This window comes from Kitasatospora sp. NPDC008115, from assembly GCF_042957205.1.
Lineage (GTDB): Bacteria > Actinomycetota > Actinomycetes > Streptomycetales > Streptomycetaceae > Kitasatospora.
Genome location: NZ_JBIBHU010000013.1, coordinates 154,945 through 175,703 on the forward strand (window position 1 = coordinate 154,945; position 20,759 = coordinate 175,703).

General features: G+C 73.8%; 21 protein-coding genes. 13 read left to right on the plus strand and 8 right to left on the minus strand.

The window, feature by feature from the left end:
• Nucleotides 1–128: 128 nt before the first annotated feature.
• On the plus strand, nucleotides 129–347 hold the full coding sequence (locus ACFZBX_RS18535) for a hypothetical protein (protein ID WP_391534797.1): 219 nt from the start codon (nucleotides 129–131) through the stop codon (nucleotides 345–347).
• A 125-nt stretch (nucleotides 348–472) separates the two neighbouring features.
• Nucleotides 473–1,258 (plus strand): hypothetical protein, encoded by a 786-nt coding sequence (locus ACFZBX_RS18540; protein WP_391534798.1) that lies wholly within the window; start codon nucleotides 473–475, stop codon nucleotides 1,256–1,258.
• An 85-nt stretch (nucleotides 1,259–1,343) separates the two neighbouring features.
• Here the strand turns inward: ACFZBX_RS18540 and ACFZBX_RS18545 are convergent, their stop codons facing one another.
• A complete protein-coding gene (locus ACFZBX_RS18545) occupies nucleotides 1,344–1,697 on the minus strand; it encodes an iron-sulfur cluster assembly accessory protein (RefSeq protein ID WP_350549538.1) in 354 nt (117 codons plus the stop codon).
• Nucleotides 1,698–1,940: 243 nt separating this feature from the next.
• On the opposite strand from ACFZBX_RS18545, the gene ACFZBX_RS18550 reads away from it, so the two are divergent.
• Nucleotides 1,941–2,810, plus strand: coding sequence for a GNAT family N-acetyltransferase (locus ACFZBX_RS18550; protein WP_391534799.1), 870 nt, complete (start codon nucleotides 1,941–1,943; stop codon nucleotides 2,808–2,810).
• Nucleotides 2,811–2,880: 70 nt separating this feature from the next.
• Here ACFZBX_RS18550 and ACFZBX_RS18555 read toward each other — a convergent pair whose 3' ends face one another.
• From ACFZBX_RS18555 to ACFZBX_RS18565, 3 genes are all read right to left on the minus strand, one after another.
• The gene (locus tag ACFZBX_RS18555; RefSeq protein WP_391534800.1) at nucleotides 2,881–4,248 is read right to left on the minus strand and encodes a pyridoxal phosphate-dependent decarboxylase family protein; all 1,368 of its coding nucleotides are present in this window, start codon (nucleotides 4,246–4,248) and stop codon (nucleotides 2,881–2,883) included.
• A 187-nt stretch (nucleotides 4,249–4,435) separates the two neighbouring features.
• Entirely contained in the window at nucleotides 4,436–4,900 is a 465-nt protein-coding gene (locus ACFZBX_RS18560; protein WP_391534801.1) for an Lrp/AsnC family transcriptional regulator, read from the minus strand.
• A gap of 137 nt (nucleotides 4,901–5,037) precedes the next feature.
• Complete coding sequence (locus ACFZBX_RS18565; RefSeq protein ID WP_391534802.1) at nucleotides 5,038–5,961, minus strand: NADP-dependent oxidoreductase; 924 nt, start codon at nucleotides 5,959–5,961, stop codon at nucleotides 5,038–5,040.
• A 201-nt stretch (nucleotides 5,962–6,162) separates the two neighbouring features.
• Between ACFZBX_RS18565 and nadA the strand changes: the two genes are divergently transcribed.
• Nucleotides 6,163–7,395, plus strand: coding sequence for a quinolinate synthase NadA (nadA, locus tag ACFZBX_RS18570; RefSeq protein ID WP_391534803.1), 1,233 nt, complete (start codon nucleotides 6,163–6,165; stop codon nucleotides 7,393–7,395).
• Nucleotides 7,396–7,484: 89 nt separating this feature from the next.
• Here the strand turns inward: nadA and ACFZBX_RS18575 are convergent, their stop codons facing one another.
• Nucleotides 7,485–7,778, minus strand: a complete 294-nt coding sequence (locus ACFZBX_RS18575) for a hypothetical protein (protein WP_391534804.1) — start codon at nucleotides 7,776–7,778, stop codon at nucleotides 7,485–7,487.
• 60 nt (nucleotides 7,779–7,838) lie between these two features.
• The gene (locus ACFZBX_RS18580; RefSeq protein WP_391534805.1) at nucleotides 7,839–8,648 is read right to left on the minus strand and encodes a PspA/IM30 family protein; all 810 of its coding nucleotides are present in this window, start codon (nucleotides 8,646–8,648) and stop codon (nucleotides 7,839–7,841) included.
• 300 nt (nucleotides 8,649–8,948) lie between these two features.
• Here ACFZBX_RS18580 and ACFZBX_RS18585 point away from each other — a divergent pair, with 300 nt between their 5' ends.
• Nucleotides 8,949–9,548 (plus strand): DUF3043 domain-containing protein, encoded by a 600-nt coding sequence (locus ACFZBX_RS18585; protein WP_391534806.1) that lies wholly within the window; start codon nucleotides 8,949–8,951, stop codon nucleotides 9,546–9,548.
• Between the two features lie 257 nt (nucleotides 9,549–9,805).
• Nucleotides 9,806–10,501, plus strand: coding sequence for a class I SAM-dependent methyltransferase (locus tag ACFZBX_RS18590; protein WP_391534863.1), 696 nt, complete (start codon nucleotides 9,806–9,808; stop codon nucleotides 10,499–10,501).
• Between the two features lie 53 nt (nucleotides 10,502–10,554).
• On the opposite strand, the gene ACFZBX_RS18595 is transcribed toward ACFZBX_RS18590, so the two are convergent.
• Nucleotides 10,555–10,788, minus strand: a complete 234-nt coding sequence (locus ACFZBX_RS18595) for a hypothetical protein (RefSeq protein ID WP_380763529.1) — start codon at nucleotides 10,786–10,788, stop codon at nucleotides 10,555–10,557.
• A gap of 76 nt (nucleotides 10,789–10,864) precedes the next feature.
• On the opposite strand from ACFZBX_RS18595, the gene cobU reads away from it, so the two are divergent.
• From cobU to ACFZBX_RS18630, 7 genes are all read left to right on the plus strand, one after another.
• On the plus strand, nucleotides 10,865–11,437 hold the full coding sequence (gene cobU, locus ACFZBX_RS18600) for a bifunctional adenosylcobinamide kinase/adenosylcobinamide-phosphate guanylyltransferase (RefSeq protein WP_391534807.1): 573 nt from the start codon (nucleotides 10,865–10,867) through the stop codon (nucleotides 11,435–11,437).
• Nucleotides 11,438–11,562: 125 nt separating this feature from the next.
• Complete coding sequence (locus ACFZBX_RS18605; RefSeq protein ID WP_391534808.1) at nucleotides 11,563–12,678, plus strand: nicotinate-nucleotide--dimethylbenzimidazole phosphoribosyltransferase; 1,116 nt, start codon at nucleotides 11,563–11,565, stop codon at nucleotides 12,676–12,678.
• Nucleotides 12,679–12,806: 128 nt separating this feature from the next.
• Nucleotides 12,807–13,523 (plus strand): adenosylcobinamide-GDP ribazoletransferase, encoded by a 717-nt coding sequence (locus tag ACFZBX_RS18610; protein ID WP_391534809.1) that lies wholly within the window; start codon nucleotides 12,807–12,809, stop codon nucleotides 13,521–13,523.
• Nucleotides 13,524–13,838: 315 nt separating this feature from the next.
• A complete protein-coding gene (locus tag ACFZBX_RS18615) occupies nucleotides 13,839–15,347 on the plus strand; it encodes a leucyl aminopeptidase (protein WP_391534810.1) in 1,509 nt (502 codons plus the stop codon).
• 389 nt (nucleotides 15,348–15,736) lie between these two features.
• A complete protein-coding gene (gene lpdA / locus ACFZBX_RS18620) occupies nucleotides 15,737–17,143 on the plus strand; it encodes a dihydrolipoyl dehydrogenase (protein ID WP_380763539.1) in 1,407 nt (468 codons plus the stop codon).
• A gap of 57 nt (nucleotides 17,144–17,200) precedes the next feature.
• Nucleotides 17,201–18,979 (plus strand): 2-oxoglutarate dehydrogenase, E2 component, dihydrolipoamide succinyltransferase, encoded by a 1,779-nt coding sequence (sucB, locus tag ACFZBX_RS18625; protein WP_391534811.1) that lies wholly within the window; start codon nucleotides 17,201–17,203, stop codon nucleotides 18,977–18,979.
• A gap of 162 nt (nucleotides 18,980–19,141) precedes the next feature.
• Entirely contained in the window at nucleotides 19,142–19,657 is a 516-nt protein-coding gene (locus ACFZBX_RS18630; protein WP_380763128.1) for a DUF4240 domain-containing protein, read from the plus strand.
• Between the two features lie 30 nt (nucleotides 19,658–19,687).
• On the opposite strand, the gene ACFZBX_RS18635 is transcribed toward ACFZBX_RS18630, so the two are convergent.
• Complete coding sequence (locus tag ACFZBX_RS18635; RefSeq protein WP_391534812.1) at nucleotides 19,688–20,731, minus strand: DUF2510 domain-containing protein; 1,044 nt, start codon at nucleotides 20,729–20,731, stop codon at nucleotides 19,688–19,690.
• Between the last annotated feature and the right edge of the window lie 28 nt (nucleotides 20,732–20,759).

A 20,759-nucleotide genomic window follows, 5' to 3' on the forward strand; every position in this document is an offset into this window, starting at 1 on the left:
TACCCTCCGGTAGCTCTGGTGGGCCCCGGTCCGCCCGGCCTAGGGTCGCAGGGGAGGGGCCGCCCTTCCGGCCCCCGCCCAGGCCCGTGGCGCCGCTGCCACGGCACGGTGGATCGGAGTGATGGCCGATGATGCCCAGTCACCACCCGCTGCGGGTTCCGCCCGCCCTGCGCGGCGACGCGGACGGCGAGTCGCTGGACGCGCTGGTGGACTCCTCGCGACGGCTGCGGCGGTTCTGGCCGCTGCTGGCGACCGGCGGGCAGGACAGCGCGCCGGCCCGGTCCGGCTTCCAGGTCTCCTCCGGGGCGCAGCGACTGGTCGCGGGGATGCCCGAGTACGGTCCCTGAGCCGGCTCTCCGGACGGGGCGCGGGCCCCGAGGGGCGGACGGGGAACCGGGATCGTCCGGGGCACGTCACATCCGCGCGGTGCGGCCGGCACGGAGCGCCGCCGAACCCTCGGGAGGATGTGCAGATGGATCTGGAGACCATGCCCCGGCGTTCCGGCCGGGTGCGCGCGACGGCACTGGCGGGCCTCGCGCTGGCGGCGGTGGCCGTGGTGGCCGGGTGCGGCGGCGGGACCACGGCGGGCTCGGACACGGCGGGCTCCGGCGCGGAGCGGGCGTCGGCGGGCGCGTCCGCCTCCGCCGAGCCGGGCACCGCGACCGCCCCTACCGCCCCTACCGCCCCGGTCGATCCGGCCGCCCCCGCGTCGACGGCAGCGCCGACGGGCGCGCCGTCCGCCCCGGCTCCGGCGCCGGTGACCACGCCGCCCGCCGATCCCTCGGCCACCGCGCCCGACCCCCGGCCGACCGGCCCGGACACCGCCGCCACCGGCCCGGCGTCGACCCCGTTCCCGGCGGCCACTCCCCCGGGCCTGGGCGGCAACGGCATCGCGGTGGGCGAGCCGGCGCCGAACGGGACGGGGAACGGCCCGCAGGCGCAGCCGGCGGTCACCTACCGGGCGGACGGCAACCGGCTGACGGTCTGGTTCTACGGCGGGGTCTGCGAGCGGTACGCGCTCAAGGCGGACGAGTCGAAGCCCGGCCGGGTGGACATCCGGGTGACCACGGCGGCGCCGGTGCCGGCCGGGCAGGACTGCGTCGCGGTGGCCCGGCGGCAGACGGTGACGGCCGATCTCAAGCAGCCGCTGCGGGGCCGGACGGTGACCGACCTGGCGACCGGGCAGGAGGTTCCGCTGGAGGCGGACGCCAAAGCCGGCCCGGACCCGGTGGTCCCGGACGTCCCGGGCGCCCCGTGACCGCGTGAGCCCGTGACCGCGTGAGCGGTGCCCGGACACGACGAGGGCGGCCCCGGCAATCCGGGGCCGCCCTCGGTTAAGACCATTAGCTGAACGAGTCGCCGCAGGCGCAGGAGCCGGTGGCGTTCGGGTTGTCGATCGTGAAGCCCTGCTTCTCGATGGTGTCCACGAAGTCGACGGTGGCGCCGCCCAGGTACGGGGCGCTCATCCGGTCGGTGACGACCTTGACGCCGTCGAAGTCCTTGACCACGTCGCCGTCGAGCGACCGCTCGTCGAAGAACAGCTGGTAACGCAGGCCGGAGCAGCCACCGGGCTGGACGGCGACGCGCAGCGCGAGGTCGTCCCGGCCTTCCTGCTCCAGCAGGGCCTTGACCTTGCCCGCGGCGGCGTCGGTGAGGAGGATGCCACCCTCTACGGTGGTCTCGTCCTTGACGGTCATCTGCTTACTCCCGGTCTTGACGACGGTCTGCCGCCAATGCCAACCGACGGCCGCCCGGTTTCATTTCCCGGACGGCGGGTGTTTTCGGCGGCTTCGTGGCGGCGCGTTTCCGTGGGCCGGGCGTGCACCCGCTCCCTCTACGCTCCCCATGCTCGCACACCGGCGGACACGGGTCACCGTCCGAGCGGACCGATCGGGGCGAACCGGCCCCGCGGCGGCGCCCGGGCCGCCAGGATGGTGGGCATGATCCTGCGCCCGGTCCAGGACACCGCCGCCGACGCGGAGGTCGTCCAGTACGTCGCCCGTGCCGCGTTCGCCTCCCTCCCCGACGCCCCGGCGGAGGCCGGGCCGCCCCGGCCGTCCGTGTACCAGCTGGCCAGGACGAGACACCTGGCCCGCACCGATCCGCAGGGCTGCTGGATCGCCGAGCTCGACGGCGAGCCGGTCGGTGCGGTGCTGTCGCTGCGCCGCGAGGGCGTCTGGGTGCTGGCGCTGCTGGTGGTGCTGCCTCAGGCGCAGGGCAAGGGGGTGGGCCGGCTGCTGCTGGACCGGGGCCTGGCGTACGGGCGCGGCTGTCTGCGCGGCATGCTGTGCGCCTCGCCGTCGCCGGCGGCCGTGCGCCGCTACCGGCTGGCGGGGTTCACGCTGCACCCGGCGATGCAGCTGACCGGGCGGGTGGACCGGTCCGGGCTGGTCGATCCGGGGGACATCCCGGTGCACCGGGGCAACGCGACGCACCTGCACCTGCTGGACTCGGTGGACCGGCGCCAGCGCGGCTCCGCGCACGGGCCGGACCACGAGCTGCTGCTCGCCCACTGCGAGGAGCTGCTGATCGCGGACGCGCTGGCGGGCAGCGGCTACTGCTACCGGGACGGCGGCGAGGTGAAGCTGCTGGCGGCCACCTCGAAGCGGATCGCCACCCGGCTGCTGCGCGAGGCGCTGGCCCGGGTGCCGGAGGGCGTGGAGGCCCGGGTGGAGGCACTCACCGCGGAGCAGGAGTGGGCGCTGGACGTCGGCCTGGAGGTGGGCCTGACCGTGGAGACCCGGGGCTTCGTGGGCCTGCGCGGGATGCGCCCGCCGGCGACGTACGTGCCGAACGGCGGGCTGCTGTGAGGCACACCCCCGGAACGGCGGGACCCCCGCCGCGGCGGGTGCCGGGCGGGGGTCCGTCGGTGCGTGCGGATCACGCCATGGTGTCGAGGATCTCGCGGACCATCTCCATGGTGGTGCCCGGGTGCAGGAAGGCGAAGCGGGCGACGGTCTCGCCGTCCCAGCCGGTGGGGGTGACGAAGCCGATCTGGTCCGCGAGCAGCTGCTGCGACCAGCGGTAGTAGTCGTCGTTGGTCCAGCCCTTGCGCTTGAAGCAGACCGCGGAGAGCTGCGGGTCGAACAGCAGCTCCAGGTGGTCGCTCTCGCGGATCAGCCGCGCGGTCTCCCGAGCGAGCGTGAGGCCGGCCTCGATGGCGTCGGTGTACGCCTGGACGCCGTGCACGGCGAGCGAGAACCAGAGCGGCAGGCCGCGGGCGCGCCGGGTCAGGTGGTAGGCGTAGTCGGTGGGGTTCCACTCGTCGCCCTCGGTGTGCAGGACGTCCAGGTAGGAGGCGTCCTGGGTGTGCACGGCGCGGGCGAGCTGGGGGTTGCGGTAGATCAGCGCGGCGCAGTCGAACGGCGCGAAGAGCCACTTGTGCGGGTCGACGACGAAGGAGTCGGCGTGCTCGATGCCGTTGTAGCGCTCCCGGACGGAGGGGGCGAACAGGCCCGCGCCGCCGTAGGCGCCGTCCACGTGGAACCAGAGGCCGTGCTCGCGGGCGGCCTCGGCCAGGCCCTGGAGGTCGTCGACGATGCCCTCGTTGGTGGTGCCGGCGGTGCCGACGACGGCGATCACGGTCTCCGGGTTCGGGTCGGCGGCCAGCGCCGCGCGCAGCGCCTCGCCGGTGAAGCGGCGGTTCACGGTCGGCACCTTGAACGCCTCGACGCCGATGATGTTGAAGGTGTTCTTGACCGAGGAGTGCACCTGGTCGGCGACGGCGATCCGCAGCCGGGCCTCCGGCCCGACGCCGAGCCTGCGGCGGGCGGTGTCGCGGGCGACCACCAGCGCGGAGAGGTTGCCGGCCGAGCCGCCGGAGACGAAGACGCCGCCGGCCGACTCGGGCATGCCCGCGCGGTCCGCTATCAGGCGCAGCACCTGGTTCTCGGCGGCGATCGCGCCGGCCGCCTCCAGCCAGGAGATGCCCTGGAGCGAGGCGCAGGAGACGACCATGTCGAAGAGCAGCGCGGCCTTGGTGGGGGCGCACGGGATGAAGGACAGGTAGCGCGGGCTGTCGGCGGAGATCACCGCGCGGGAGAGCTCGTGGTCGTAGAGCTTGAGCACGTCGGCCGCGTTGTTGCCGTCCTGGTTGAGCAGGCCGGACAGCCGGGCGCGCAGGTGCTCGCCGTCACCGGGGTGGTCGAGCGGGACGGGGTCGTACTGCAGCCGCTCGCGCATGTAGTCGAAAACCAGGTCGACCAGGTCGCTGTCGGGCCGGTGCATGCGGTCGGGGGCTGCGGACACGGGTGTCCCTCTCGGCTGTGGGGTGTCGGGGAGGGTCCGGCGGCACGGGGATCGGCACCGCGCGGCCGGACATGATCAGCGTAGGCAGCGACGGGCCCCGGCCGCGCGTCGGAACGCGGCCGGTCGGGCAGCTTTCGGGCGTCTTCGACGGGGCGTGCGCAGGATTCCTGCGCGGGCCCCGGAGGGGTCAGCCGATGAGCTGGGAGAGGACGACGGAGGAGCGGCTGCGCTGGACGCCGGGCTCGCGGCGGATCCGCTCGATGACCGCCTCCAGGTGCCGCATGTCGCCGGCCCGCAGGTGGACCAGCGCGTCCGGGTCACCGGTGACCGTCCAGGCGGCGACCACCTCGGGGAACTGGCGCAGGCTGGCGAGGATCTCCTCGGGGGCGGTCCGCTCGCGGCAGTAGACCTCGACGAAGGCCTCGGTCTGCCAGCCGAGCACCGAGGGGTCGAGCACCACGGTGAAGCCGCGGACCACCCCGCGGGCCCGCAGCCGGTCGATCCGGCGGCGCACGGCGGTGGCGGAGAGGTTCACCTGGAGGCCGATCTCCGCGTAGGAGGCGCGGCCGTCCCCGGCCAGCCGGGCGAGGAGGAGGCGGTCGGTCTCGTCCAGGGAGGCCCCGACCGTCTCGTGCGCTCGGCTGCTGCTCATCGGTGCGGGGCTCCACGGGTCGTGCGGCGTCGGGGACGGGGGCGGGGGCGGCGGCGGCCCGCCGAAACGGTTCGGCACCCATTCTGGCGGATGACAGGAGCGAGTCCACCTCTGACGAATGACAGCGATGGAGGTGCTCAGGGCATCAGCAGGACGATCTTGCCCCGGGTGCGTCCCTCCGCGCTGAGTGCCTGGGCCGAGGCGGCCTGGGCGAGCGGGAAGGTGGAGGCGACGGTCACGGTCAGCCGCCCGTCGTCGGCGAGTGCGGCGAGTTCGGCCAGCCCGGCGGCGTCCGGACGGACCCAGACGTACCGTCCGCCGAGCGCCTTGACCCCGAAGTCGGCGATCGAGGCGATCCGCGCCGGGTCGGCGACCAGCCCGGCCGAGACCTCGACGGCGTCCCCGCCGACCAGGTCCAGCACGGCGTCCACGCCCCGCGGGGCGAGCGCCCGGACCCGGTCCGCCAGGCCCTCGCCGTACCGGACCGGCTCGGCGCCCAGCGAGCGCAGGTAGTCGTGGTTGCGCTCGCCGGCGGTGCCGATCATCCGGGCGCCGAAGGCCCTGCCGATCTGGACCGCCAGATGGCCGACCCCGCCGGCGGCGGCGTGCACCAGGACGGTGTCCCCGGCACCAACGCCCACCGCCCGCAGCGCCTGGAGGGCGGTGAGCCCGGCCAGCGGCAGCCCGCCGGTTTGCGCCCAGTCCAGCGCGGCCGGCTTGCGGGCCAGCGTGCGGACCGGCGCGGCGACCAGCTCGGCGTAGGTGCCGTGCTCGACGGTGTCCTTGCGGACGTAGCCGTAGACCTCGTCGCCGGGGGCGAACTCGGTGACGCCGCCGCCCACCGCCCGGACCACCCCCGCCGCGTCCCAGCCCATCACCAGCGGGAAGTGCGCGTCGAGCAGGCCGTCCAGCCGGCCCTCCCGCACCTTCCAGTCGACCGGGTTCACCCCGGCCGCCCTGACCTGCACCAGGACCGAGTCCGGACCGACCTTCGGATCGGGCAGGTCGGTGTACTCGACCACCTCGGGGCCGCCGTAGCGGTGGATCGCGATTGCCTTCATGTGACCAGCGAAACCCGGACGGACCCGGATCCCGTTTCGGCCACGCCGCAGGAGGCCGGGAAGGCTCCGAACCGGCGAGCGGTTCTCGTCACATCGACAGGATGGCCATCGTCACTCTGACGCTAACCGGTTATCATAGATTGCGTCAGATAGACGAAAAGGCTGCACCGCTTGATCGGCCGCACAGAAGGGCACCCGCCCGTGACCACCACCATCACCGAGACCTACGGCGTCGACCCCACCCCGACGCCGCTCGCTCTGCTGCTGCTCGGCCGTGAGGCCGACCCGAACAGCGAGCGCGGCGTCGAATGCCCCGGTGACCTCCCCCCGGCCTCCGACCCGGACCTCGTCGAGCGCGCCCGGGCGGCCAAGGCCGCGCTCGGCGACCGCGTCTTCATCCTGGGCCACCACTACCAGCGCGACGAGGTGATCGAGTTCGCCGACGTCACCGGCGACTCCTTCAAGCTCGCCCGCGACGCGGCGGCCCGCCCGGAGGCCGAGTACATCGTCTTCTGCGGTGTGCACTTCATGGCCGAGTCGGCCGACATCCTCACCGGCGACGCCCAGCAGGTCGTCCTGCCGGACCTCGCGGCCGGCTGTTCGATGGCCGACATGGCCACCGCCGAGCAGGTCGCCGAGTGCTGGGACGTCCTGACCGACGCCGGCATAGCCGACGTCACCGTCCCGGTCTCGTACATGAACTCCTCCGCCGACATCAAGGCCTTCACCGGCCGGCACGGCGGCACCATCTGCACCTCCTCCAACGCCAAGCGGGCGCTGGAGTGGGCGTTCGAGGAAGGTGCGGCGCGAAGCGCCTCGATCGAGGGCGGTGATGGGCGACGGGTGAGCCAGAAGGTGCTCTTCCTGCCCGACCAGCACCTCGGGCGCAACACCGCGGTGCGCGACATGGGCTTCTCGCTGGACGACTGCGTCGTCTACAACCCGCACAAGCCGAACGGCGGCCTGACCGCCGAGCAGCTGCGGGACGCCAGGATGATCCTCTGGCGCGGCCACTGCTCGGTGCACGGCCGGTTCACCCTGGACTCGGTGAACGACGTGCGCGAGCGGATCCCCGGCGTCACCGTCCTGGTGCACCCGGAGTGCCGGCACGAGGTCGTCTCGGCCGCCGACATGGTGGGCTCGACCGAGTACATCATCAAGGCGCTGGACGCCGCCGAGCCCGGCTCCAAGTGGGCCATCGGCACCGAGCTGAACCTGGTCCGCCGGCTCGCCAAGGCGCACCCGGACAAGGAGATCGTCTTCCTGGACCGGGCGGTCTGCTTCTGCTCGACCATGAACCGGATCGACCTGCCGCACCTGGTCTGGGCGCTGGAGTCGCTGGTCGAGGGCCGGGTGCCGAACGTGATCACCGTCGACCCGGAGACCGAGAAGCACGCCAAGGCGGCGCTGGACCGGATGCTGGCCCTGCCGTAGCGGCCCGCCGCACGGGCCGCGCAACGACGAAGGGCGGGCCCCCTCCCCGGTGGGAGGGGGCCCGCCCCGGTGTCTGGCCGAGACGGCGGTTACCCCGGGACGCCCGGGATGAGGCCGTCGCCCTCGGTCCGCAGCAGTTCGCGGACCTGGTCGATGGTGGCCTCGGCGTCCGGCAGGATCAGGTCGGACGGCTCCAGGGAGTCGTCCGGCAGCGGGGTGCCGAATTCCTTCACCGCGCCGAGCAGCTCACCGAGCGCCCGGCGGAAGTGTTCCTCGTCCCCCGTCTCCAGTGCGGTGAGGAGCTCCTCGTCGAGCTCGTTGAGCCGGTTCAGGTGGGTCTCGCCCACCTCGAACTGGCCCTCACCCATGACCCTCATGATCATGCCGTGCGTCTCCCTGTTCCTGGGGATTTCTCCCGGAGGTGCTCCGGGGCGGAGCTCAGGTCACTTGTTGTAGTTGATCCGCGGGCTGTCCTGCTGCTGCTGCGGCGGGGCGTCCTGCGGACGGCCCTGCTCGATCGCCTGCGGGCCGGAGGCCGGGGAGCCGCCGGTCAGCTCGGCCTTCATCCGGGCCAGCTCCAGCTCGACGTCGGAGCCGCCGGCCACCCGCTCCAGCTCGGCCTCGATGTCGTCCTTGCGGCCGAGACCGCTGGCGTCGTCGAGCGCGCCGGAGGCCAGCAGCTCGTCGATCGCACCGGCCCGGGCCTGCATCTGGGCGGTCTTGTCCTCGGCCCGCTGGATCGCCAGGCCGACGTCGCCCATCTCCTCCGAGATGCCGGAGAACGACTCGGCGATCCGGGTCTGCGCCTGGGCCGCGGTGTAGGTGGCCTTGATCGTCTCCTTCTTGGTGCGGAAGGCGTCGACCTTGGCCTGCAGCCGCTGGGAGGCGAGCGTGAGCTTCTCCTCCTCGGCCTGGAGCTGCTGGTACTGCACCTGAAGGTCGTTGATCTGGGACTGCATGTTCGACTTGCGGGTCAGGGCCTCACGGGCGAGGTCCTCCCGGCCGAGCGAGAGCGCCTTGCGGCCCTGGTCCTCGTACTTCGCCGACTGCTGCTGCAGCTGGGTCAGCTGGAGCTCCAGGCGCTTGCGCGAGGTGGCCACGTCCGCGACGCCGCGACGCACCTTCTGCAGCAGCTCCAGCTGCTTCTGGTACGAATAATCCAGCGTCTCGCGCGGGTCCTCCGCCCGGTCCAGGGCCTTGTTCGCCTTGGAGCGGAAGATCAGCCCCATACGCTTCATGATTCCGTCGCTCATGGGCCTCGGGTGCCCCCTTCTCCGGCCTGCGGTCTTTTTCTCGTTACCAGACACGACGAGTGTATGTGCAGCGAGCCCGTCGCCGCAGTGCACCTGCCTGCAACAAGCCTGCTACAGGTCGGTCCCGCAAAGCCTCCTCCGGGGGGTGGATTCCGTTCTCCTTCCACCCGCCGGTCAGCGGAGTGATCCCCTACGGGGAACCCCGGGGAAACCCGAAGCCGCCGGCCCGGGACGCGATCGATATGCGTTTGGTTCCCGGGGGACCGGAGAACGGAGTCCCGCACCCCGTAGGCTGGTGGTGTGTTCCGACGCCGTTCAGATGATGCCGCTGCCTCCGCCGCCGTGCTGGAGAAGCAGGACGAGACGACCCAGCCCCGCGACCCGCAGGCGAAGAAGGGCCGGCCCACGCCCAAGCGCAGTGAGGCCGAGGCCAACCGGCGGACCAGGGTGAGCGTGCCCAAGGACCGCAAGGAGGCCGCCCGCCAGGCCCGCGACCGGATGCGTGCCGAGCGCGAGAAGCAGCGCACCGCGCTGCTGGAGGGCGACGAGCGCCACCTGCCGGCCCGTGACAAGGGCCCGGTGCGCAAGTTCGCCCGCGACTACGTGGACGCCCGCTGGTCGCTGGCCGAGTTCTTCCTTCCGGCCGCCGTCCTCATCCTGGTGCTCAGCATCGTCAAGGTGCCGGCCCTCCAGCTGCTCTCCACGGTGCTGTTCCTGCTCTTCTTCGTCCTGGTGATCCTGGACTTCGTCCGGCTGGGCTTCGGCCTGCGCAAGCAGCTCGCCGAGCGCTTCGCCGGGCAGAACACCCGCGGCGCGGTCGCCTACGGCATGATGCGCATCCTGCAGATGCGCCGGCTGCGACTGCCCAAGCCGCAGGTGCGGCGCGGGGAGAAGCCCTGACCGCCGAACCGGTGGACTCCGGCTGGGCCCCTCCCGTCTGGGACGGGCCCGGCCTCTACGCGCTCCCCGGCCAGGGCGGCGGCGGCCACGACCGGGCCGCCCAGGAGCGCGGGTACGACCGCGCGGGTTACGAGCGCGGCGGGCACGAGCTGACCGGGTACGAGCGGCGGCTGCCCTCGCGCAGCGGCTCCTTCGCCGGCGGCGCGGGCCCCTCCCCCGGGCGGCCCGGCTCGCTGCGCAACCTCGTCCGGCAGGAGATGGTCGCCCGGCAGCTCGCCGAGCAGCTCGCCGGCCGCACCGCGCAGCGCGTCCTCGACATCGGCTGCGGCCAGGGCACCCAGGCGCTGCGGCTGGCCCGGGCCGGCCACTACGTCACCGGGATCGACTCCGACCCGGCCGCGCTGGGCACCGCCCAGGAGGTGCTCGCCGCGGAGCCCGACGCGGTGCGCGAGCGGGTCCAGCTGCTGATCGGCGACGGGCACCAGTGCGGGCGCTGGTTCGGGGCGCGCAGCTTCGACGCCGTGCTCTGCCACGGCGTGCTGATGTACCTGCCGGACCCCGATCCGATGATCGCCTCGCTGGCCCGGCTGCTCGCCCCCGGCGGGCTGCTCTCGCTGGTGGTGCGCAACCGCGACGCGCTCGCGCTGCGGCCCGCCGCGGCCGGCGACTGGCGGGCCGCCCTGGACGCCTTCGAGAGCGACCGGTACTACAACCGGCTCGGGCTGGCCGCCCGCGCCGACCGGATCGCCGACCTCACCGTGACCCTCTCCGAGGTGTCCGTGCCGCTGCGGCACTGGTACGGCGTCCGGGTCTTCACCGACCACGCCCCCGACGACGCGGCGCCGGTCGACGGCCGCCAGCTCGCCCAGCTGCTGGAGGCCGAGGAGCGGGCCGGGCGCACCGACCCGTACCGGCGGGTCGCCGCGCTGCTGCACGTCGTCGGGATGAAGTAGCCGCCGGTACGCGGCGGCCGCCACCCGCGCGGGCGGCGGCCGTCCGGCAGGACTCAGTCCTCGTGCAGGCTCATCGTGTAGATCTCACGGTCGTCGTCCAGCAGCACGGCGCGGTCCACGCCGTCCTCGGCCAGCTGCTTCCAGTTCTCCCCGATCCAGGTCTCCGCGTCCCCCTGGCCGGCGAACTCCTCCGCCTGGCCGCTGTCCGGGGCCACCACGGTGCCGTCCGCCTTCTCGTACCGCCACGTCCAGACCATGCCCGGCTCCTCCCGCCGACGATCAGCCATGCGCTGTGAGCGCACCCTAAGCCCTCAGGTTGCCCGGCGGGATCTTCGGTATGCGCGGTGCGCGAGGATGGGTCGCATGACTCCTGACGCCCCGCTCCCCCGCACCCTCGTCCTCGGCGGCGCCCGGTCCGGCAAGTCCACCAGGGCCGAGCAGCTGCTCGCCCACCACGAGGACGTGCTGTACGTCGCCACCAGCGGGAGCCGGGACGGCGACGCCGAGTGGGCGCAGCGGGTCGCGCTGCACCGGGAGCGGCGCCCGGCGGGCTGGCGCACCGCCGAGACCTGCGACCTGGAGGCGGTCCTGGCCGACACCGCCGACCCGGCGCCGGTGCTGGTCGACTGCCTGGCGCTGTGGCTGACCGCCGTGATGGACGAGTGCGGGGCCTGGGACGACGCGCTCTGGGCGGACGGCGGCGAGGCGGCGGTGCAGCGGCGGTGCGAGGCGCTGGCGCGGGCCTGGGCCGGCACCGGGCGCCGGGTGGTGGCGGTCTCCAACGAGGTGGGCATGGGCGTCGTCCCGGCCACCGCGGCCGGCCGGCGGTTCCGGGACACCCTGGGCCGGCTCAACATGGCGGTCGCGGACGCCTCCGAGCGTGTGCTGCTGGTGGTCGCGGGGCAGGTTCTCACCGTCAAGCCCGCCGCCGGCTGAACGATCCGTCCACTCACCTCCGGGACGCACCTGTCCGGCGCCGACGGTCGGCGGCTCGGCCCTTCTCCCTTTCGGCACCGGCGCACCCCTCCGGTGAACAGCCGCGGCGTGTAGCCTTCCGGACGATGGACACGACCGTGGATCTCGATACGTTCTCCTCGCTCGTCGAGCGCCCCGACGAGAGCGCCCGGCGCGCCGCCGAGGAGCGGTGGCAGACGCTGGACCGGCCGCGCAACGGCCTCGGCCGGCTGGAGGAGCTGGGCGCCTGGCTGTCGTCCGTGCAGGGGTGTTCCCCGGTGCGGCCGCTGTCGGCGCCCAAGGTGGTGCTGTTCGCCGCCGACCACGGGGTGGCCCGGCTCGGGGTGTCGCGGCTGCCCGCGCAGGGCGGCACCGCGGCACGGGTGCGGGCCGTGCTCGCCGGCACCGCGCCGGTCGCGCTGCTCGCCCGGCGGTTCGGCGCCGGGGTGCGGGTGGTGGACGTCGCGGTCGACGCCGACGCGGGCGACTTCCCCGGCGAGGTGACGGCGCACCGGGTGCGGCGCGGCTCCGGGCGGATCGACGTCGAGGACGCGCTGAGCCCCGAGGAGACCGCCAAGGCGTTCCGGGCCGGTATGGCGGTGGCCGACGAGGAGGCCGACGCGGGGACCGACCTGGTGGTGCTGGGCGACCTCGGCGTCGGTGCGACCACGGTGGCGGCCGTACTGGTCGGCGCGCTCTGCGGGACGGACGCGGCGGCGGTCACCGGGCGCGGCTCGGGCATCGACGACCGGGTGTGGATGGTCAAGTGCGCGACGGTGCGGGACTCGCTGCGGCGGGCCCGTCCGGTGCTGGGCGACCAGCTGGCGCTGCTCGGGGCCACCGGCGGCGCGGACTTCGCGGCGATCACCGGGTTCCTGCTCCAGGCCGCGGTGCGCAAGCTGCCGGTGGTGCTGGACGGGGTGGTCTCGGCGGCCTGCGCGCTGGTCGCGCAGCGGATCGCGTTCCGGGCGCCGGAGTGGTGGCGGGCCGGGCAGAGCAGCGGCGAGCCCGCGCAGGCGAAGGCGTACGACCGGCTGACGCTGACGCCGCTGCAGGAGCAGGGCATCACCATGGGCGAGGGGGTCGGCGCGCTGATGGCGCTGCCGCTGCTCCAGGCGGCGGCGGACACGCTGGCCGAGAAGATGCCGGAGCCGTTCACCCCGGCCGCGCCCAAGGAGCCGGCCAGGCTGCCGACGGCGGCGGAGCTGCTGGGGAAGCTGTAGTCGGAGTCCGGGCCCGGGCCGCGTCGTGATGACCGGTCCGGGCCCTTTCGCTGTTTCCGAGTGGTCGGTGGGTGGTCGGTGTGTGGGACGGGGTGCGGTTCGCGTTCGGGACCTTGTCGGTGGTGCCGGTGCGGGTGCGACGGTGGGACCGGGAGGCCGGGGGCCGGGCGATGGTGCTCGCGCCGCTGGTCGGGGTGGTGCTGGGGGCGGTCGCGGCGGGCGCCGGCGCGCTGGTCGCCTGGCGCGCGGGCGGGCTGCTCGGGGCGGTGGCGGCGGTCGGGGTGCTCGCGGTGCTCACCCGGGGCCTGCACCTGGACGGGCTCGCGGACGTCGCGGACGGCCTGGGCAGCGGGAAGCCCGCCGAGGACGCGCTGCGGATCATGAAGCAGTCGGACATCGGCCCGTTCGGGGTGCTCACCCTGGTGCTGGTGCTGCTGGCGCAGGTCGCGGCGCTGGCCGGGCAGTTCGCCGCCTCCCCGCTGCGCGGCGCGCTCGCGGTGCTCGCGGCGGCGGTGGCCGCCCGCTGCGCGCTCGCCTGGGGGTGCCTGCGGTCGGTGCCGGCGGCCCGTCCGGGCGGGCTGGGCGCGATGGTGGCGAGCACCGTGGCGCCGGGTGCGGCCCTCGCCTCGACGGGCGGCGCGGCGGCCCTGCTCGCCCTCGCGGGCCTTTCCGACGATCGGTCAATCGTCTTTCTGCCGCTGTCCGTTGTGCTGGGCGTCGGCGGAGCACGGCTGCTGCTGCGGCGCTGCCTGCGGCGGTTCGGCGGGGTCACCGGGGACGTGCTCGGCGCGATGGCGGAGACCGCCGCGACCGGCGGACTGCTGGCACTCGCGCTGCTGCGCTGAGGCGGACAACCAGGGAAGGTGCCAAAGGCCGTGTGCCGAAAGGCGGTACACCGGGCGGCGCGTGATCCCAGCATGCGGACTACCATGCGGGGAGCACCGCAGCCCTGCACCGCCGCAGGTCCTGCCCGTCCGGCGCGCGTTGGGGCGCCGGGGCCTCTGGTGTGCGCGACCGCCGCGTCGGTGGGCGCGCGCAGCCAGGGGCCCCGGGCCCGGCGGACGCCGGCCGGTCGGCGGCCTGTCCGGCGGTCCCGGCTGCGCCGGTGCGGCACTCGCGCCGCGGCCGGTCGTGGACCGCGAAAGAACAGGACGTTTTACGTGACTGCATTGTCTGTGAGCACCTCCTCCGCCGCCTCGCTGCGCGCGGACGCCCTGGTGATCGGTGTGGCGAAGGGCCCCAAGGGCATCGTGCTGGCCCCCGGCGCCGAGGCCGTGGCCGAGGCGTTCGAGGGCAAGCTGGCCGAGGTTCTCAGCACGCTGGGCGCCACCGGCGCCGAGGGCGAGACCGTCAAGGTCCCCTCCCCCGCCGGCCTGAAGGCCGCGCTCGTGCTCGCGGTCGGTCTCGGTGACGCCGCCGAGGGCGGCTACGGGCTGGAGGCCCTGCGCCGCGCCGCCGGTGTCGCCGCCCGCACCCTGGCGGGTGCCAAGAAGGCCGCGCTGGCGCTGCCGGCCGAGTCGGCCGACGAGATCGAGGCCGTCGCGCTGGGCGCCCTGCTGGGTTCGTACGCGTACGGCACCTACAAGAACAACGGCAACGGGGGCAAGGAGCCGGTCGGCGAGCTGGTGCTGCTGTCGACCCGCAAGGGCAGCAAGGAGGCCAAGGCCGCCGTCGAGCGCGCCCTGGTCGTCGGCGAGGAGATGAACCGCGCCCGCGACCTGGTCAACACCGCCCCGAACGACCTGAACCCGAAGTCCTTCGCAGCGCTCGCCCAGGCGGCCGGCAAGGAGCACGGCCTCAAGGTCGAGGTGCTGGACGAGAAGGCGCTGCTCAAGGGCGGCTTCGGCGGCCTGCTCGGCGTCGGCAACGGCTCGGTCAACCCGCCGCGGCTGGTGAAGGTGGCCTACACCCACCCGAAGGCCAAGGCCACCCTGGCGTTCGTCGGCAAGGGCATCACCTACGACTCGGGCGGCATCTCGCTGAAGCCGGCCGGCCACAACGAGACCATGAAGTGCGACATGGCCGGCGCCGCCGCGGTGTTCGCCGCCGTGGTCTCCGCCAAGCGCCTCGGCCTCCAGGTCAACGTCACCGCCTGGCTGGCGCTGGCGGAGAACATGCCGTCCGGCTCCGCCACCCGCCCGGGTGACGTGCTGCGCATGTACGGCGGCAAGACCGTCGAGGTGCTGAACACCGACGCCGAGGGCCGTCTGGTGCTGGCCGACGCCATCGTGCGGGCCGGCGAGGAGAACCCGGACGTGATCGTCGACGTCGCCACCCTGACCGGCGCGATGATGATGGCGCTGGGCAACCGCACCTTCGGTGTGATGGCCAACGCCGACGAGCTGCGCGAGACCCTGCACGCGGCCGCCGGCGAGGTGGGCGAGCAGTCCTGGCCGATGCCGCTGCCGGCCGAGCTGCGCAAGGGCATGACCGAGTCGACCATCGCCGACCTGGCCAACATGGGCGAGCGGATGGGCGGCGGCCTGGTGGCCGGCCTGTTCCTGAAGGAGTTCGTGGCCGAGGGCATCGACTGGGCCCACCTGGACATCGCCGGCCCGGCGTTCCACGAGGGCGCGCCGTTCGGCTACACCCCCAAGGGCGGCACCGCCTCCGCGGTCCGCACCCTGGTCCGCTTCGCCGAGCAGAAGGCGGCGGGCGGCAAGGCCTGACGGCCGGGTACGACCGAGGGACGGGGTCCGGTGCGCGCGCGCCGGACCCCGTCCGGCTTCCCGGGGCCGGTTACCCGCTGGTAGGGGCCGGGCCGCCCGCCGCACCCCTGTTCGCTGCGGGCGAAACTTTGTTCCGCAGTGCGGAACCCCGGGCTCCGCAGGCCCCGCCAGCCCCCACCCCTCCCCCTGTCAACCCCGCCCTGAGCTGCGACGATGCCCCTCCGTCCGGGGTGTTCCCACCCCCGCGACCGCCCCTCGGGACACCCCTGGAGCGGACCCGGACATCAGCGGCCGCGAACAAGTGCGAAGATGTATTTCCGGCACGACTGGGCGCCCCACAAAGGCTTCCGACCCACCGGACCGCGACCGGCCCGGCGATCCACACCCCATTGCATGGAGGACGTGACGTGGCGAACGACGCCAGCACCGTTTTCGACGTAGTCATTCTCGGAGGCGGAAGCGGCGGTTACGCCGCGGCGCTCCGCGGCGCCCAGCTGGGCCTGAGCGTCGCCCTGATCGAGAAGGGTGAGCTCGGCGGTACCTGCCTGCACCGCGGCTGCATCCCGACCAAGGCGCTGCTGCACGCGGCCGAGATCGCCGACGAGACGAAGGAGGCCGCCGAGTTCGGCGTGCTGGCCACCTTCCAGGGCATCGACATCAACGGCGTCCACAAGTACAAGGACGACGTCATCGCCGGCCTGTACAAGGGTCTGCAGGGCCTGGTGGCGTCCCGCAAGGTCACCTTCATCCAGGGCGAGGGCAAGCTCTCCTCGCAGACCTCGGTGGACGTCAACGGCCAGCGCATCGAGGGCCGCCACATCGTCCTGGCGACCGGTTCCGTGCCGCGCTCGATCCCGGGCCTGGAGATCGACGGCAACCGCGTCATCTCCTCGGACCACGCCCTCAAGCTCGACCGCATCCCGAAGTCGGCCGTCATCCTCGGCGGCGGCGTGATCGGTGTCGAGTTCGCCTCCGTCTGGAAGTCGTTCGGCGTCGACGTCACCATCGTCGAGGCCCTGCCGCACCTGGTCCCGCTGGAGGACGAGAACTCCTCCAAGCTGCTGGAGCGCGCCTTCCGCAAGCGCGGCATCAAGTTCGAGCTGAAGGCCCGCTTCACCGGCGTCGAGTACACCGAGACCGGTGTGCGCGTCTCCACCGAGAACGGCAAGCAGATCGAGGCCGACCTGCTGCTCGTCGCCATCGGCCGCGGCCCGGTCTCGGCCGGCCTCGGCTACGAGGAGAACGGCGTCGCGATGGACCGCGGCTACGTCCTCGTCGACGAGTACATGCGCACCAACGTGCCGACCGTCTCGGCCGTCGGCGACCTCGCCCCGACCCTGCAGCTGGCGCACGTCGGCTTCGCCGAGGGCATCCTGGTCGCCGAGCGCCTGGCCGGCCTCAAGCCGGTGCCGATCGACTACGACGGCGTCCCGCGCGTGACCTACTCCAACCCCGAGGTGGCCTCCGTCGGCATCTCCGAGGCCAAGGCCGTCGAGCTGTACGGCAAGGAGAAGGTCGTCACCCTCAAGTACAACCTGGCCGGCAACGGCAAGAGCAAGATCCTGAAGACCGCCGGCGAGATCAAGCTCGTCCAGGTCAAGGACGGCGCCGTGGTCGGTGTCCACATGGTCGGCGCCCGCATGGGCGAGCAGGTCGGCGAGGCCCAGCTGATCTACAACTGGGAGGCCCTGCCGGCCGAGGTCGCGCAGCTCATCCACGCCCACCCGACCCAGTCCGAGGCCCTCGGCGAGGCGCACCTGGCGCTGGCCGGCAAGCCGCTGCACGCGCACGACTGATCGCGCCCCCAAACCCCCCATTCCAGTTCGCAAGACTTGATAGGAGTCGCTGAAACCATGGCGGTCTCAGTAACACTGCCCGCGCTGGGCGAGAGCGTTTCCGAGGGCACCGTCACCCGTTGGCTGAAGGCCGAGGGTGAGCGCGTGGAGGTCGACGAGCCCCTGCTCGAGGTCTCCACCGACAAGGTCGACACCGAGATCCCGGCGCCGGCCTCCGGCATCCTGGCCTCGATCAAGGTCGGCGAGGACGAGACCGTCGAGGTCGGCGCCGAGCTGGCGATCATCGACGACGGCTCGGGCGCCCCGGTCGCCGCGCCGGCCCCGGCCGCGCAGGCCGCTCCGGCCGCCGCCCCCGCCGCCGCCCCGGCCGCGGAGGCTCCGGCCGCCGCTCCGGCGCCGGTCGCCGAGGCTCCGGCCGCTCCCGCCGCCGCCCCGGCCGGCGACGCCACCCCGGTGCTGCTGCCCGCGCTGGGCGAGTCGGTCACCGAGGGCACCGTCACCCGCTGGTTGAAGGCCGAGGGCGACACCGTCGAGGTCGACGAGCCGCTGCTCGAGGTCTCCACCGACAAGGTCGACACCGAGATCCCGTCGCCGGTCGCCGGCACGCTGGTGAAGATCCTGGTCGGCGAGGACGAGACCGCCGAGGTCGGCGCCCAGCTCGCGCTGATCGGTGCCGCCGGTGCCGTCGCCGCCCCCGCCGCCGCTCCGGCCGCCCCGGCCCCGGTCGCGCAGGCCCCCGCCGCCGCCCCGGCTCCGGTCGCCCCGGCCGCTCCGGCTCCGGCCCCGGTCGCCGCCGCTCCGGCCGCCCCGGTCGCCGCCCCGGCTCCGGCTCCGGTCGCTGCCCCCGCCGCCCCGGCCCCGGTCGCCGCTCCGGCCCCGGTCGCCCCGGCTGCTCCGGCCGCCCCGGTGGCCGACGCCGGTGACGCCTACGTCACCCCGCTGGTGCGCAAGCTCGCCGCCGAGCACAACGTCGAGCTGTCCTCCGTGGCCGGCACCGGCGTCGGCGGCCGCATCCGCAAGCAGGACGTCCTGGCCGCCGCCAAGGCCGCCCAGGCTCCGGCCCCGGTCGCCGCCGCCCCGGCCGCCGCGCCGAAGGCCGCCGCCGCTCCGTCCGCCCTGCGCGGCCAGACGGTCAAGATGACCCGCATGCGCAAGGTCATCGGCGACAACATGATGAAGGCCCTGCACGAGCAGGCGCAGCTCACCAGCGTGGTCGAGGTGGACGTCACCCGGATCATGTCGCTGCGCGCCAAGGCCAAGGACGGCTTCCTCGCCCGCGAGGGCGTCAAGCTCTCCCCGATGCCGTTCTTCGTCAAGGCCGCCGCCCAGGCGCTGAAGGCCCACGCGGTCGTCAACGCCCGGATCAACGACGCCGAGGGCACCATCACCTACTTCGACACCGAGAACATCGGTATCGCGGTGGACTCGGAGAAGGGTCTGATGACCCCGGTCATCAAGGGTGCGGGCGACCTCAACATCGCCGGCATCTCCAAGAAGACCGCCGAGCTGGCCGGCAAGGTGCGCGACAGCAAGATCACCCCGGACGAGCTGTCCGGCGCGACCTTCACCATCAGCAACACCGGTTCGCGCGGCGCCCTGTTCGACACCGTCATCGTGCCGCCGAACCAGGCCGCGATCCTGGGCATCGGCGCCACCGTCAAGCGCCCGGTGGTCATCGAGGCCGACGGCGGCACCGCCATCGGCATCCGCGACATGACCTACCTGTCGCTCTCCTACGACCACCGCCTGGTGGACGGCGCCGACGCCGCCCGCTACCTGGTGGCGGTCAAGGAGATCCTGGAGGCCGGCGAGTTCGAGGTCGAACTCGGCCTGTAAGGCCCCGGGAGTCCGCTCCACGGCACCGGAACCCCGCACCGTCCCCGGACGGTGCGGGGTTCCGCGCGTCCGGGCCCGGTTCCGGGTTTTTCGCGCGGTTCCGGGTGATTCACCCGTTCTTCGCATGCGCGCGTGCGGCCGAACAGGGATGCTGGAGCGGTGATGGACGAGACCGACTTCTGGCTGATCATCGACGAGACCCGGGAGGCCGCCGAGGGCGACCCCGACGAGCAGGCGGACCGCCTGGTGGAACGGCTGGGCGAGCTGGCCCCGGACGATGTGATCGACTTCGCCCGGCTCTTCGAGGCCCGTTTCCAGCGCGCGTACCGCCACGACCTGTGGGGCGCGGCGTACCTGCTGCTGGGCGGGGCCTCCGAGGACTCCTTCGACTACTTCCGCTGCTGGCTGATCGGCCAGGGCCGGGAGGTCTTCGAGGGCGGTCTGCACGAGCCGGACGACCTGGCGGACCTGCTGCCGGAGTTCGACGAGGAGGAGGACGGCGAGGCCGAGGACCTCGGCTACGCGGCCGACGAGGCGTACGAGCAGCTGACCGGGCTGCCGCTGCCCGAGGTGGGCGGGCGGCAGCCCGCGCGGCCGTCCGGGGCCGGCTTCGACTTCGACGACCCGGACGTCATGGCGAAACGGTTCCCCAAGCTCTGGGAGCGCTACGGGGAGTGAGCCCGGCCCGGCGCCGTCCCCGGGCGGGGCTCAGGCGCCGGAGTCGTCGGCCGCGCTGGTGTCCTGCTTGATGCCCTTGAGGATCTGGTCCAGGACGGACGGGTCGGGCGCGCCCGCGGCGTCGTCCACCCCGCCCTCGAAGGCCACGTAGCCGCCGCCCTTGGCCGGGACGGCCACCATCAGGACGTAGCCCTTGCTGCCGTCCGAGGTCACGACGTGCCAGCGCACCGCGTAGCCGGAGATGCCCGCGACCGTGGTGCTGGACGAGCCGGCGTCGGTGTGCGAGGTGATGCTGTTGAAGATCGCCGCCGCGTAGGCGGGCATCGCCGCCTCGGCCGCCGCGCGGGCGGTGCTGCCGGAGATGGTCTCCTTCTCGACCGAGAACTGGCCTCGGATGCAGCTGCCGCCGCCGGGGCAGGTGTACTGGCCGGTGCCGAGGAAGACCGTCGAGTGCGAGCCGCTGGTGTTCGCCTCCCAGCCCTCGAAGACCGGCACGGTGATGGCGTGCTGCGGGTCCGCCACGGTGTCCTTGAGCACCGGGGCGGGGCGCGGCGGCGTGGTGGTGGGCGGCGGCGAGACCGGCTTGGTCGTGGTCGGCGCCGGGGCGGTCGGGCTCGGGGTGTCGGTGACGGTGACCGTGGTCACCGGCGGGGTCGGCTTGGCGGACGGGCCGTCACCGCCGCTGTTGAGCGCGATGGCGGCGACCACGCCGACCACGGCCAGCACCGCGACGCCGATGCCGACGGCCGTACCGGGCTTCATCCGGTTCGGCCGGGACGGCGGCGGATAGGCGTCCGGCGGATAGCCGTAGGCCGGCGGGTTCTGCGCCGGGTAGCCGTACCCGGGCTGCCCCTGCTGCTGCGCGCCGTAGCCGTAGGACGGCGGCGGGGGCGCGGCGGACTGGGCGGGGTTCTGCCAGGAGACCTGCGTCGGGGCGTCGGCAATCTGGCCGCCGCCCGCCTGGACGGGGCGCACGTCACTGGTCCAGGCCGTACCGTTCCACCAGCGCTCGTGGCCGGCCGTGCCGTCCGCACCCGGAACCGGGTACCACCCGGGAGGCGTCGAGTTGCTCACGGCAAGACCGTACCCGTCCGGGTGATGC

What these genes read in the sequence shown, in the direction of transcription:
- ACFZBX_RS18560 (WP_391534801.1), bottom strand. Translation starts at nt 4,900, where the DNA reads ATGAGCAGCAGCCGAGCGCACGAGACGGTCGGGGCCTCCCTGGACGAG.
- ACFZBX_RS18535 (WP_391534797.1), top strand. Translation starts at nt 129, where the DNA reads ATGATGCCCAGTCACCACCCGCTGCGGGTTCCGCCCGCCCTGCGCGGC.
- ACFZBX_RS18605 (WP_391534808.1), top strand. Translation starts at nt 11,563, where the DNA reads ATGGACACGACCGTGGATCTCGATACGTTCTCCTCGCTCGTCGAGCGC.
- ACFZBX_RS18580 (WP_391534805.1), bottom strand. Translation starts at nt 8,648, where the DNA reads ATGAGCGACGGAATCATGAAGCGTATGGGGCTGATCTTCCGCTCCAAG.
- ACFZBX_RS18595 (WP_380763529.1), bottom strand. Translation starts at nt 10,788, where the DNA reads ATGGCTGATCGTCGGCGGGAGGAGCCGGGCATGGTCTGGACGTGGCGG.
- ACFZBX_RS18540 (WP_391534798.1), top strand. Translation starts at nt 473, where the DNA reads ATGGATCTGGAGACCATGCCCCGGCGTTCCGGCCGGGTGCGCGCGACG.
- ACFZBX_RS18590 (WP_391534863.1), top strand. Translation starts at nt 9,806, where the DNA reads ATGGTCGCCCGGCAGCTCGCCGAGCAGCTCGCCGGCCGCACCGCGCAG.
- ACFZBX_RS18565 (WP_391534802.1), bottom strand. Translation starts at nt 5,961, where the DNA reads ATGAAGGCAATCGCGATCCACCGCTACGGCGGCCCCGAGGTGGTCGAG.
- ACFZBX_RS18630 (WP_380763128.1), top strand. Translation starts at nt 19,142, where the DNA reads ATGGACGAGACCGACTTCTGGCTGATCATCGACGAGACCCGGGAGGCC.
- ACFZBX_RS18550 (WP_391534799.1), top strand. Translation starts at nt 1,941, where the DNA reads ATGATCCTGCGCCCGGTCCAGGACACCGCCGCCGACGCGGAGGTCGTC.
- sucB (WP_391534811.1), top strand. Translation starts at nt 17,201, where the DNA reads ATGGCGGTCTCAGTAACACTGCCCGCGCTGGGCGAGAGCGTTTCCGAG.
- ACFZBX_RS18545 (WP_350549538.1), bottom strand. Translation starts at nt 1,697, where the DNA reads ATGACCGTCAAGGACGAGACCACCGTAGAGGGTGGCATCCTCCTCACC.
- ACFZBX_RS18575 (WP_391534804.1), bottom strand. Translation starts at nt 7,778, where the DNA reads ATGATCATGAGGGTCATGGGTGAGGGCCAGTTCGAGGTGGGCGAGACC.
- cobU (WP_391534807.1), top strand. Translation starts at nt 10,865, where the DNA reads ATGACTCCTGACGCCCCGCTCCCCCGCACCCTCGTCCTCGGCGGCGCC.